At 61.6% G+C, this 12,903-nt stretch carries 10 protein-coding genes; 1 reads left to right on the forward strand and 9 read right to left on the reverse strand.

Annotated features, from left to right (window positions below; all coding sequences use genetic code 11):
- Window positions 1–71: 71 nt before the first annotated feature.
- Genes lipA through VVD49_RS03750 form a run of 3 tightly spaced genes read right to left on the reverse strand, consistent with a single transcriptional unit; the run spans window position 72 to window position 2,052 of the window.
- Entirely contained in the window at window positions 72–1,055 is a 984-nt protein-coding gene (gene lipA, locus VVD49_RS03740; RefSeq protein ID WP_327597784.1) for a lipoyl synthase, read from the reverse strand.
- Between the two features lie 50 nt (window positions 1,056–1,105).
- Window positions 1,106–1,765, reverse strand: coding sequence for a lipoyl(octanoyl) transferase LipB (lipB, locus tag VVD49_RS03745; RefSeq protein ID WP_327597785.1), 660 nt, complete (start codon window positions 1,763–1,765; stop codon window positions 1,106–1,108).
- 11 nt (window positions 1,766–1,776) lie between these two features.
- A complete protein-coding gene (locus VVD49_RS03750; protein WP_327597786.1) occupies window positions 1,777–2,052 on the reverse strand; it encodes a YbeD family protein in 276 nt (91 codons plus the stop codon).
- A gap of 276 nt (window positions 2,053–2,328) precedes the next feature.
- Between VVD49_RS03750 and VVD49_RS03755 the strand changes: the two genes are divergently transcribed.
- Complete coding sequence (locus VVD49_RS03755) at window positions 2,329–5,691, forward strand: pectate lyase family protein (RefSeq protein WP_327597787.1); 3,363 nt, start codon at window positions 2,329–2,331, stop codon at window positions 5,689–5,691.
- Window positions 5,692–5,754: 63 nt separating this feature from the next.
- Here VVD49_RS03755 and VVD49_RS03760 read toward each other — a convergent pair whose 3' ends face one another.
- From VVD49_RS03760 to mreC, 6 genes are all read right to left on the reverse strand, one after another.
- Entirely contained in the window at window positions 5,755–6,984 is a 1,230-nt protein-coding gene (locus VVD49_RS03760) for a D-alanyl-D-alanine carboxypeptidase family protein (RefSeq protein WP_327597788.1), read from the reverse strand.
- Between the two features lie 71 nt (window positions 6,985–7,055).
- Window positions 7,056–8,105, reverse strand: a complete 1,050-nt coding sequence (locus tag VVD49_RS03765) for a septal ring lytic transglycosylase RlpA family protein (protein ID WP_327597789.1) — start codon at window positions 8,103–8,105, stop codon at window positions 7,056–7,058.
- Between the two features lie 2 nt (window positions 8,106–8,107).
- Window positions 8,108–9,247, reverse strand: a complete 1,140-nt coding sequence (gene rodA, locus VVD49_RS03770) for a rod shape-determining protein RodA (RefSeq protein WP_327597790.1) — start codon at window positions 9,245–9,247, stop codon at window positions 8,108–8,110.
- The gene (mrdA, locus tag VVD49_RS03775; RefSeq protein ID WP_327597791.1) at window positions 9,247–11,130 is read right to left on the reverse strand and encodes a penicillin-binding protein 2; all 1,884 of its coding nucleotides are present in this window, start codon (window positions 11,128–11,130) and stop codon (window positions 9,247–9,249) included. Before mrdA ends, rodA begins: the two co-directional genes overlap by 1 nt.
- An 84-nt stretch (window positions 11,131–11,214) precedes the next feature.
- Window positions 11,215–11,736, reverse strand: a complete 522-nt coding sequence (gene mreD / locus VVD49_RS03780) for a rod shape-determining protein MreD (RefSeq protein WP_327597792.1) — start codon at window positions 11,734–11,736, stop codon at window positions 11,215–11,217.
- Window positions 11,736–12,863, reverse strand: coding sequence for a rod shape-determining protein MreC (gene mreC / locus VVD49_RS03785; protein ID WP_327597793.1), 1,128 nt, complete (start codon window positions 12,861–12,863; stop codon window positions 11,736–11,738). Before mreC ends, mreD begins: the two co-directional genes overlap by 1 nt.
- Window positions 12,864–12,903: the final 40 nt, after the last annotated feature.

Here is a 12,903-nt window from a genome sequence, read left to right on the forward strand (position 1 = left end):
GCACGGGAGCGCGCGGCGCGAAGCCACGTAGCGACAGCCGGCGGAGCCTCGAGACGAGATCCGCCTTCTGCTCAAACGCCAGCGCCGTGGGCTTGCTGGTCAGCCCAGTACGAGCTGCGCACCATGGGGCCGCAAGCTGCGTTCTTGAAGCCCATCTTCAACGCTTCGGTCTCGAACATCTTGAAGACGTCGGGGTGCACATAGCGCAACACCGGCAAATGGCCGGCCGAAGGCTGGAGGTACTGACCGATCGTGAGCATGTCGACATCATGCTCGCGCATGTCGCGCATGACTTCGAGGATCTCTTCGTCGGTCTCGCCAAGACCGACCATGAGACCGCTCTTGGTCAGCACCTCGGGATGAGCTGCTTTGAAGTTCTTCAGTAGCATCAGCGAGTGCTTGTAGTCGGAGCCAGGGCGCGCCTGCTTGTAAAGGCGCGGCACGGTTTCCATGTTGTGGTTCATCACGTCCGGCGTGGCTTCGTTGAAGATGCGCAGGGCGATGTCCATACGACCGCGGAAGTCCGGCACGAGGACTTCAATCTGGGTGAAGGGGCTGGCCTTGCGTGTCTCCTGGATGCAGTCGACGAAATGCTGGGCGCCGCCGTCGCGCAGGTCGTCACGGTCCACCGAGGTGATGACGACGTACTTGAGGCGCATGGCGGCGATGGTCTTGGCCAGATCGCGCGGTTCGTCCTTGTTGAGCGGGTCGGGACGACCATGGCCGACGTCACAGAACGGGCAACGCCGCGTGCAGATGTCGCCCATGATCATGAAGGTCGCCGTGCCCTTGCCGAAGCATTCATGAATGTTCGGGCAGGAGGCTTCTTCACAGACGGTGTGCAGCTTGTGCTCGCGCAGCGTGTCCTTGATCTCGTTGAAGCGCGCCGTCTCTTCGGAGTTGCCGATCTTGATGCGGATCCAGTCGGGCTTGCGCAGCTTCTCGGCAGGCACGATCTTGATCGGGATGCGTGCCGTCTTGAGCTCGCCGCGTTGCTTCTTCAGCGGGTCGGCTGCCGTAACTGCCACTGCGCCATCTTTGACTTCCTGATCCATTTTCTTCTGCTTTCATGGCCGTCAAGGAGGCGACGGCGTTTCAAAAATCTCTACTGTGCCGTGACCGGCGCAAGCGCGGTTTGTGGCAGCTCATGCAGCAAGGCTTCCAGCCGTGCCGCCAGCCTTGCGTGTGCTTCCTCGACGCTCACCCGCACACCCAGAGCCTGCAGGCTGGTGCATGCGAGGCCTTCGTACCCGCAAGGGTTGATGCGCGCGAAGGGCGACAGGTCCATATCAACATTCAGGGCGAGCCCGTGATAACTGCAACCACGACTGATCTTGAGCCCCAGTGCGGCAATCTTGGTCTCGCCCACATACACACCCGGAGCGCCCTCGCGACGTTCGGCGCTGATGCCCCAGTCGGCCAGCACGTCAAGGAGCGCCTGCTCCATCAGCCTGACCATCTGGCGCACCATGAGCTTGCGCCGATGCAGGTCGATGAGCAGATAAATCACTGCCTGGCCCGGCCCGTGGTAGGTGATCTGCCCGCCACGATCGATCTTCACGACCGGGATTTCGCTGGCCTCGAGCAGATGCTCGGCCTTGCCTGCGAGCCCGAGTGTATAGACGGGCGGATGCTGCAACAACCACAACTCATCCTTGGTTTCAGGGCCGCGTTCAGCCGTGAAAGCCTGCATCTCGCGCCATGTCGGTTCGTAGGGCAGCACGCCGCGCGTACGCACGTTCAGCGGCACTGTTTCAACAGCCACGCTGGTCACGCTTACAGCACCACCTTGACCATGGGGTGCGCAGACAACTCCGTGTAAAGCGCATCGAGCTGCGGCTTTGATGTAGCGCGAATGGTGCAGGTGAGCGACAGGTACTTGCCCTCCCGGGAAGGGCGCATCTCCATGCTGTTGCCGTCGAAATCCGGCGCGTGCCGCTGCACGACCTCAAGCACCGTCTGGGCGAAGCCGTCCACCCGCTGCCCCATGATCTTGAGGGGAAAGTCGGTCGGAAATTCGAGGAGTGTTTCTCTGTCTTCAGGGAGTTTCATGGGGGGTCAGCTCTAAACCAGCTTCGCGAGCGCACTTGAAACGCGCATTTTCGCGCAATAAATGCTCAATAACAACGCAAAGGACTTTATGGACGCTGCAGTTTTCCTGATTGAATCTGCAGCAGATACCGGTAACATTGAGGCGCTTTCAACAGTTAGGATCAAGCTCGGACTAGACTTCGATCCAGCTTGATCATGCCCCTCACACCTAGAAATGAGGGCAGATTACATAAGAACAAGGCACGTCCCCAGACGGGCCGGATGATTGGAGACGATATGCAGAAGAGAACGATGCAGGCAGCTGCCATTGCGCTGTCTTTGCTGGGTGCGACTGCTTTTCCCTCTGCTGTGCAGGCCGTGGATGCGGCCTTGCAGACGGCACCTGCCGATGGCTGGGCCAGCCAGGCCGGCGGAACGATTGGCGGGTCCGCAGCGGCGGCCAACAACATCTTCACCGTCAGCAACCGCTCGCAATTGCTGGGCGCCATTGCCAACGGCGGCGGCCAGCCAAAGATCATCAAGATCGTCGGCGTCATCGACATGAGCGAAGGCGTGGCCTTCAGCAGCCATGCCGACCAGGCCACACGCGCTGCAATTGCCCTGCCCTCGAATACCACCCTGATCGGCGACGGCACGAACAGCGGCATCGTGAATGGCTACCTGTCGCTCAGCGGCGTGACGCAGGCCATCATCCGCAATCTGAAGATTGTCGCGCCCTGCGACATCGCACCGACCTGGGACGCAAGTACCAGCACCTGGAGCGGCAGCTTCCCGGCGATTTCGGTAAGCGCCTCGAATCATGTCTGGATCGATCACAACTCGGTCACCGACAGTCCGGTAACGAACGACACCTTGCCGGTGCAGAACGGTGCGGTGAAGGAATGCCATGACGGAGCGCTCGACATCGTCAATGCGTCTGACTACATCACCGTGTCTTACAACCTGTTCAGTCTGCACGGCAAGGGCAGCCTGGTTGGCGCATCCGACACAGCGACCGGCGACGAGGGCTACCTGCGGGTGACCTACAGCAACAACGTCTTCAGCAATATCTCCATGCGCGCACCGCGTGTGCGCTACGGCAAGGTACATCTGTTCAACAATGTTTTCGTCGGCAGCAAGTCACACCCCGTTTACCCACACAGTTACAGCGTTGGCGCGGGCGTATCCGCAAAAATCCAGTCGAATGCGAATTCTTTCGAAGTAACAGGCGCCAGCACCTGCAATGACGTGATTGCGAATCCAAACTCCACGACACCGGCGGGTGCCATCAAAGATACCGGCTCTATTTTCAATGGGGCTGTGCTCGCGGGCTGCACACTTTCCGATAACGTGACATGGAATGTGCCCTATGCGTTCACCCCGCGCGCGGCATCCTTGGTAAAACTCTACGCCCAGCTCAATGCGGGTGGCGGCAAACTCACCACCGCCATCACCGGCACGGGCAACACGTCCTCATCGTCTTCAGCGTCGAGCGCGTCTTCCAGCGTCTCCAGCAGCACACTGCCCCTCGTCCTGAATGTCAATGGCTGGGCTTCGCAAGGTGCAGGTACCGTCGGCGGTACGTACGCGCCAGCGAGCAACATCTATGTTGTGCGCAACCGGGCCGAGCTGAATGCCGCACTGCTGAATACCAAGAGCCCAACCTACGCGACCAGCCCTGCGGCGGCCCTGCTGGAACCCAAGATCATTTATGTGCTGGGCAGCATCTGGGGCACGGACCTCGGCAACGGCACGTTTGCCGACGAGGCCTGGTACAAGTCAACCAACACCACCGCCGCCAAGTGGGACTGGAGCCTCTATATCCAGAGTCTGGATACGGCCTACATGAGTAATCTGGCAGCGCAGGTGGCGGCGGGCGACCCTGCAGCCATCGAGCAGAACAACAAGATCAAGGCCTTGTCGTCGGCCCGCACCACGCTGTCCAACATCCAGAAGGCGCAGATCCAGTTCATCATCCCTTCCAACACCTCGATCCTCGGCGTGGGTGCAGATGCGAAGATCATCGACGGCTATTTCAGCATCAACGCCACCAGCAACATCATCATCCGCAACCTCGAGTTCCAGGCGCCACAGGATCTGACCACTTCGTATGACACCAGCAAGCAAGAGTGGAATGCGCGCTTCAAGGCCATCTCGGTCGTCACCGGCAAGCAGCTGTGGTTCGACCACTGCACGCTGACCGATGGCACGCATCTCGACAATGAGTTCCTGACCATCAATGGCGTGACCCTGCCGGTGATGCGCCACGATGGCCTGCTCGACATCGAGGACAGCTCCGACTACATCACCATCTCCTACTCACTGTTCAAGAACCACGACAAGACCAACATGGTGGGTGGCTCGGGTGACGGCAACGGCGCCAAGGAGCGCGCCTACAACCACATCACCTTCAGCAACAACATCTGGGACAGCTCGGTGCAGCGCGCACCGCGCGCACGCTTCGGCCAGATCCACGTCTACAACAACTACTACACGGGCAATACCGACGACGCCATCTACCCGACCCTGTATTACATCGGCATGGGCGCGGAGTCGAAGATCCTGTCGGAAGGCAACGCCTTCTACATGACCGGTTCGAAGGCCAGCGTGTCACGCGTGATGTCCAACCTGAACGGCTACCAGTTCAAGGATGTCGGCTCATGGTTCAACGGCGTCGCTGCGTCGAGCGCGCTGGAGGCAGCAGCCGCTGCCGCGCTCAACGCGCGCTACAGCAGTGCCGTCTCGGCCGGTACGAGCAGTGGCTTCACCGTTGCGCCATATACCAATGTGCTGGGCTGGACGCCGGGCTATAGCTACGTGCTGGGCAGCAGTGCCGACGATGTCCGTCTGCACAATCTGGCAAACTCGGGAGCGGGCAAGATCACTTTCGACCCCAGCGCGCCTGCCAGTAGCTCGTCGAGCTCCTCGGTCGCCAGCAGCACGTCCTCGAGCAGCTCTTCGGCAGCCTCGAGTTCGAGCAGCTCCTCGTCAAGCTCCACTCCGGCGGGCACGACAGATGTTGTCATCACCGGCGCAAGCCCACTGACCAATGCCTTCACCAGCAGCGGCCTCCCCGCCGCAACGGGTGCCAGCTTCACGAGCGGTAGCGGCGGCAATGTCTACACGCTGGTCGGTGCCGGCAGTCTGAGCACGCTGGCCAACGCCGTCTATGGCGATGCGATGGAGTATGTCTACACGCCGGTGACGGGTGATTTCACGCTGATTGCCCGCCTGACCTATCAGGAGGTGTTCAGTGGTGCCAATACCGGCAATCTGCGTGCTGGCCTGATGGTACGCAACAGCCTTGCGACGGGCTCACGCTATTACGGCATTCTCGAACGCGGTATCCCGCGCCTGCAGTGGGAGCAGCGCAAGAATGACAACGAGAACATTTCCTCGTCAGCCTTCAGCCCGTCCTACACGCTGTCCCCGGCAGCCACGCCGGTCACGCTCAAGCTGCAACGCGTCGGGCAAGTCATTACCGTCGCCTACTCGACCAACGGCGGTAGCACCTGGGCCGTAACCAAGTCGCAGGACTTCAGTGCAAGCGGCTACACCCCACTGGAGAGCAGCATCTATGTTGGTCTTGTCGGTGTCTCCGGCAGCACGACCATCACCTCGCAGAGCACCTTCGATTCGGTCACGCTAAGTACGCCCTGAGCCCGGCGGCTGACCGGCATGAAAAAGCCCGCTTTCAGCGGGCTTTTTTGTATCAGCTGTTCTTTACTTGAACCACAAGCGCATCGCATCCCAGGTGCGTCCGAACCAGTTGGCTTGCGCCACGTCTTCCAGCGTCACTGCCGGGAAGTCGCCCAATGCCTGTCCATCGAGCGTCATGCGCAGCGTGCCGACAGCAGTGCCGAAAGGCAGCGGTGCTTTCAGTGGCTGGCGCGATTCGAACTGCAGCTTGACGTCATTGGCGCGGTCCTTCGGCACCGATGCCGTCACGTCACTCGTGAAACCGACCGGCACGGTGTCCGTCTTGCCCTGCCATACCTGCAAACTGCGCATCGGCTGACCGGAGGCGAAGAAGCGCACCGTGTCATAGGCGATGAAGCCGAAGTTGAGCAGCTTCTGCGACTCTTCGGCACGCACGCTGTCTGAAGCCGTGCCCATCACGACAGAGATAAGGCGACGCGGACCGCGGTGCGCAGTGGCGACGAGACAGAACCCGGCTGCGTCCGTATGGCCCGTCTTCATGCCATCCACTGTCGGATCGAGCCACAACAGACGGTTGCGATTGGGTTGGGTGATCTTGTTGTAGCTGAACTGCTTCTGCGAATAGATCGGGAAGTACTCCGGAAAGTCGCGGATGATGGCTGCAGCAATCTTGCCCATGTCGCGCGGCGTGCTGTAGTGCCCGTCTTCGGTAAGCCCCGTCGCATTCCTGAACTGCGTATTGGTAAGGCCCAGGCGCTTCGCTTCACGATTCATCAACGTAACGAAATTCTGTTCGCTGCCTGCCACCAGCTCCGCCAGCGCTACACAAGCGTCATTACCGGACTGGATGATGACACCGTGAATGGCCTCATCGACGGTCAGCGGTTTGCGTGGTTCGATGAACATTGCCGAACCGGACTTGACCATGCGCCAGGCATTCTCGGAAACCGGTACCTGCTGGTCGAGCTTGATGCTCTTGGCGCGCAGCGCACCAAACACCACGTAGGCCGTCATCAGCTTGGTCAGGGATGCGGGCTCGGCGCGTTCGTCCGGCCTCAGCGAGGCCAGCACCTGATTGCTGCCGGTATCGAGCAAGAGCCACGAACGTGCGGCGAGGAGCGGTGGCGTTACACCCGCGAGGGCTGTGCCTGCCACGGGGGCTGGAGCTGGCGTGGCGTCAGACTTGCGCGCGGCGGTCTTCTTGTCGGCAGACGGTGTGTGTTTCGGTGCCGCTTCGGCAGGCACTGCCAGCATGAGGCACAGCAGCAGGGAAATAGTGGTCAGAGACTTCATGGAAAAGGAACCGGAAAATCGGGAAGAGCTTCAAGAAAGGAGCAGTCAGGGCTGTCAAATACGGACTGCAATCAGCGTTGCACGACGAAGGGCTTCAGCTTGAGTCGGCCCGCGACGCGATCGGACATTTCCCTCGCGGCGTCAGCGCTGCTGAATGGACCCAGTTGCAGGCGAAATCGTTCCTGATCTTCGACCACGAACAATTGCTGCTTCAGATTGCCCAGCTCCTGCAGAGCGTAGGCGCGAAAATCCTCAGCGTTGCGATTGCTGCTGAAAGCGCCCAGCTGCAGGTAGATCCCCGCGGGTGGCGTTGATACGGGAGGGGCGGCAACTTCCGCAACCGGTGGCGCAAGAACGGCTTGCCCGGTGCCAGATGCCGTCGGCGCAGGCGCGGGTGAGACGACAGCCACCTCCTGCGGCAGCGGCGTCGCTGTCACGACGTTCGGAGCGGGCGGCGCACTCTTGCCGATCACGGTCACCCCCTCCGGCACGATGGCCTCGACCTCGACGCGTGTCGAACCTTTCGACACGTAGCCGAGCTTCCAGGCGGCCGTGTAAGACAGATCAATCACGCGGTCATTGTGGAATGGGCCGCGATCGTTGATGCGCACCACCACCGTCTTGCCGTTCGCCACGTTGGTGACGCGCGCGTAACTGGGGATCGGCAAGGTCGGATGTGCGGCCGTCATGCCATACATGTCGTAGCGTTCGCCACTAGAGGTACGCGCACCGTGAAAACGCCGCCCATACCAGCTGGCAATGCCGATCTCCTTGTAAGGCGTCAGCTCCTGCCGCGGCACATAGTTCTGCCCAAGTGCGGCATAGGGACGATTGGCAAAACGGTGCAGCGGCTCGAGCTTCGGATCGGCATCGGGAATGCTCGCCATGTCCGGCGGCGGATTGTCGCCGGGGCCATCGTCCTTGTAGTAACCGCCACCTTTCCTGGTTACCGAGGGCATCGGCGCGGGCGCCGCTGGCACGGGTCGTGTGTCACCTGGCTGTGCTGTCGGAGCAGGCGGCCTGGTGGCATGCGAGTCGACATCGGTCGTCGGCGTTCCGGCGCAAGCGGCCAGCAGGATCGTCATCGCGGCGGGCAGGAGCTTGCGACAATGTGCGCGCACGCTCAGGCTCCACCAGCGGTGCGCAGGCGGTAACGCCGCACACTCATCAGTACGCCAACGCCCAGACAGAGCGTCACCAGTGCGGTACCACCGTAGCTCACGAAAGGCAGCGGCACGCCGACCACGGGCAGGATGCCGCTGACCATGCCCATATTGACAAATGCATAACAGAAAAAAGTCATGGTGATGGCGCCGGCCAGCAAGCGCCCGAACAGGTTCGGCGCGTTGGCAGCAATCGCCAGGCCGCGCGCGATGAGCATGCCGTAGAGGATGGTCAGCACGATGACGCCGATCAGGCCGAACTCCTCCGACAGCACGGCAAGGATGAAGTCGGTGTGACGTTCCGGCAGGAAGTCCAGATGCGCCTGCGTACCTTCACGCCAACCCTTGCCGAACACGCCACCGGAACCGACCGCAATGGTCGACTGGATGGTATGGAAGCCTTTGCCAAGGGGATCGGAGGAAGGATCCAGCAAGGTGCACACGCGATGCTTCTGGTACTCCTTCATCCCCGGCCACTTTACGTCTGGCTGGCAGATCTGCGTCTGGTACATGATGATGCCGACGACGCCGGCAACGCCGATCAAGGTCACCGGCACAATCAGCTTCCACGACAGGCCCGCGAAGAAAATCACGAAGATGCCTGCGCCCAGCACGAGCAGCGCGGTGCCGAGGTCCGGCTGCTTGGCGATCAGGCCGACGGGCACCGCCAGCAACGCGGTCGCCACCACGAAGTCCCGCCACTTTAGACTGCCCTCGCGCTTCTGGAAGTACCAGGCCAGCATCAGCGGCATGGCGATCTTCATCAGTTCGGACGGCTGGATACGCGCCACGCCGAGGTTCAACCAGCGCTGCGCACCTTTTGAGCTCTCGCCGACGAGTGCCACCGCAACCAGCAGCAGCACACCCACCACGTATAGCGGCAAGGCAAGGTTGTAGAGGTTCTGCGGCCGCATGTGGGCCGTCACCCACAGCACCGTTAGACCGACGAGGATGTTCATGCAGTGCGACTGGAAGCGCTCCGGCGAGGCACTCATCATGACGACAAAAGCGCCAGCCAGCGTCGCGGTCAGGATGCCGAACAACCAAGGATCGATCGGCGCGAACAAGCGGCGGATCCACGCGACGGGATCAAAATTCATTACTCGTCCTCCGCGTCGACTTCAGCGGCCGGACCTGCCGGGCGCTTGCCGAGCAGGTAATAGTCCAGCACCTGGCGTGCAATCGGTGCCGCAGCGGCAGCGCCGAAGCCGCCATTCTCCACAATCAATGCCAGCGCAATTTTCGGGTTTTCCACGGGCGCAAACGCGATGAACAGCGCGTGATCGCGCAGATGCATCATCACATCGCCTTCCTTGTACTTGGCGCCCTTCAGCGAATAGACCTGCGCCGTGCCGGTCTTGCCCGCGGATTCGTATTCGGCCCCTGCGAAAGCACGCGCGCCAGTACCCGCCTTGTTCACGCCGACCATGGCCTGCTTGATGACAGCCAGATGCTCGGGCGCAATCGGGATGGTCTTGATCGGTGTCGGCTCGATCGGTGTCCGCTTGCCGCTCTTTGCATCCTCGATATAGCGCACCAGGTGGGGCTTGAACATCACGCCACCAGCCGCCACGGTGGCCATGGCATGCGCCATCTGCAGGATCGTGTAGGAGTTGTAGCCCTGACCGATCCCGATGGAGATCGTCTCGCCGGCATACCACTTCTGCTGCTCAGGCTTCTTGAAGCGTCGTTTCTTCCATGCCGGTGACGGCAGCACGCCCTCGGCCTCGCCCTGCATGTCGATGCCGGTCTTCGCGCCAAAACCGAACTGTCCGATGGTGCTGGCAATCAGGTCGATGCCCATGTCATTGGCCAGGATGTAGTAGTAGGTATCGCAGGACTGCACGATGGACTTGTACATGTCGACCGTGCCATGTCCGCCCTTCTTGTCGTCGCGGAAGGTGTTGTTGCCAAAAACGTAATACCCCGGGTCGTAGATCGCCTGGTTGGGCGTGCGCTTTCCGGTCATCAGCGCAGCGAGCGCCATGTAGGGCTTGAAAGTCGAACCCGGCGGGTAAGCCGAGTAGATCGCGCGGTGTAGCAGCGGCTTGTCTGGCGACGTGTTCAGCGCATCCCAGTTCTGCGGATCGATGCCATCAACGAACAGATTCGGGTCGAAGGTAGGTTTCGACACCAGCGCGAGAATGCCGCCCGTACCGGGCTCGATGGCCACCAGCGCCCCGCGCCGCTCACCGAAGGCTTGGTCGACGATCTTCTGCAGTTCGGCATCCATGGTCAGGATCAGATTGTCGCCAGGGATGGGGGGCGTGCGGCTGAGGCCTCGCACCGCGCGGCCAGACGCGTCCACCTCGACCTGCTCGAACCCCGTCACGCCGTGCAGATAGTTCTCGTAGCTCTGTTCGAGACCTATCTTGCCGATGTGGTCGGTGCCCCGATAGTTGGCCGCCATCTCGTCATCTTCTTCGATGACGTCGGCCTCCTTCTTGTTGATGCGGCCGATGTAGCCCAACGCATGCGATGCCAGCTCACCACGCGGATACTGGCGGAACAGGCGCGCCTTGATTTCGACGCCGGGAAAACGGTAGCGCTGCGCGATGAAACGCGCCACCTCCGTATCCGTCAAGCGTGTACGGATCGGCAACGATTCGAAATTCTTGCTTTCGTCGAGCAGCTTGCGGAAGCGCTTGCGATCCTTCTGCTGCACCTCGATGACTTCAGACAGCTCGTCTATCGTGCCTTCAAGGTTACGCACCTTGGACGGCGTGATTTCCAGCGTGTAAGCCGAGTAGTTGCGCGCCAGCACGATGCCGTTGCGATCCACGATCAGGCCGCGATTCGGCACGATGGGCACCAGCGAGATGCGGTTCTCTTCGGCGCGCGTCGAGTAGTAGTCGTGCTTGACGATCTGCAGGTAAACGAAACGCGACAGCACCAGACCGAAGCAGATCAGCACGAACACACCTGCCACGGCCACACGGGCGCGGAAGCGGTTGAGTTCCTGTTCTGGCGGCTTGAATTCCATTGTTGCTTAGAGACGCGTAAGGAGTGAAAAGTGCGAAGCAAAAACGGCGCGGGTGAATGAACCGGTCTCGCGCGGACTCTTCACTCAGATAGGCCGGTTGTCGTCGCGATCGATCGGGCGCATCTGCGGAATCAACAGCAGGAAATGCACGGGCATCCACAGCGCGGCGGTCGTAAACGTGGAGAAGAAGTAATCCCAACCGGGGAAGCGGCCGCCGACCAGCATGCGCACCAGCAGCATCACCAGTTGCGCCATGAGGATCAACGGCACCATGTGCAGCGCCTGCGCGCCCGGCGAAAACCACAGCAGGCGCCGCGACATCACATTGCTGGCGTAAGCGAGCAGCACATACGCCAGCGCGTGCTGGCCCATCACGGCGCCATGCGCCACGTCGACGATCACACCGAGAACGAACCCCGTCCCCATGCCCACACGCAGCGGCTCACGTACGCACCAGAAGGCCAGCACCAGCGCCACGAAATCCGGGATCGCATAGAAGCGCCCCATCGGAATGAAGTGCAGCACCAGCGCGACGATCAGCGAGATCGTTATGAAATTTGCGCGCACCGGCAGCAGGATGCGGCTGGAGCGATGGGTTGGCATCATCAGTTGCCTCCTTTCGGTGCACTTTCAGACGCGCTGTGCGGCGCAGCCGAACTGCTCGACGCGGGTCGCACGACGCGTGCTGCACTACTGGCCGCAACGGGTGCGCTCGCTGCCGGACGTGGCGCTGCGACCGGTGCGGAATGAGAAACGGCAGGCGCAGCCTGTGCCGCCGATTGCGCGGCAGCGGGCGCAGACTGCCCATGCTCGGACTCATGGCGCTGGCTGATGCGACCCGCTGCCGTACGACGCGGGTCCAGCGCCTCTTCCTGCGGCCGTTTCGGCAAAGCGCCGGCACGCCCCAGCACCAGCACATCACCACTACGTTCGACGCCACCGATCGGCAGGCACAAGATCCGGCCGAAAGATTCCGCCGCATCGCGGCTGGCGCGAATCACAGTCGCCACCGGCAGGCCGGGCACAAAGACGCCATCCAGGCCGGAAGTCAGGATGCGGTCACCCACGCGCACGTCGGCGTTCGCCGCCAGATAGCGCAGCTCGGTAAGGCCTGATCCTGTGCCGAACATCACTGCACGCAGACCACTGCGCTCGATCAGCACCGGAATCGCCTGCTCCTTGTCGGACAGCAGGGTCACCTCGGCATGCAACGGGAACACCCGCGTCACCTGACCGAGCACCCCGGCCGCATCGACCACGGCCAGCCCCGGCTCCACCCCCTGGTTGCCACCCTTGTCGAGAATCACCTTGCGCGAGAATGGATCGCGCGCAGTAAAAAGCACTTCCGCCGCAATGGAGGTGACTTTCACCCGCTCGCGCATGTCGAGCAGACCACGCAACTCGGTGTTCTCCTGCTCCAGCTGGGTGCTGCGCAGCAGTTGCTTGGCGGCCTGCAGGCGATCCGCGCGCAGGCGCTCATTCTCGCGCTGCAGTGAGATCAGCCCGTTGAAGTAGTTGGAAACATTGCGCGCAAACTCCGCCGGCGTCGCAGCGGCAATCTGCAAGGGGTAGGTCAGGATTGCCACGCCCTGACGCAGGGTCGTCAGGTAGCTCATCTGCAGATCGCCCACCAGCAGCGCCAGCGACAGGGCAACGTAGATCGTGAGTTTGGCCGAGAGCGGCAGGCCGCGCCGGAAAAAGGGTGGCGGCTGGTGTCCGGTGGATGTGGCCATTGATTCAGTGAGGAGTGAAAAGGGAAAGGAGAGGAGTCAA

This window comes from Uliginosibacterium silvisoli (assembly GCF_036017035.1).
Taxonomy (GTDB): domain Bacteria; phylum Pseudomonadota; class Gammaproteobacteria; order Burkholderiales; family Rhodocyclaceae; genus Viridibacterium; species Viridibacterium silvisoli.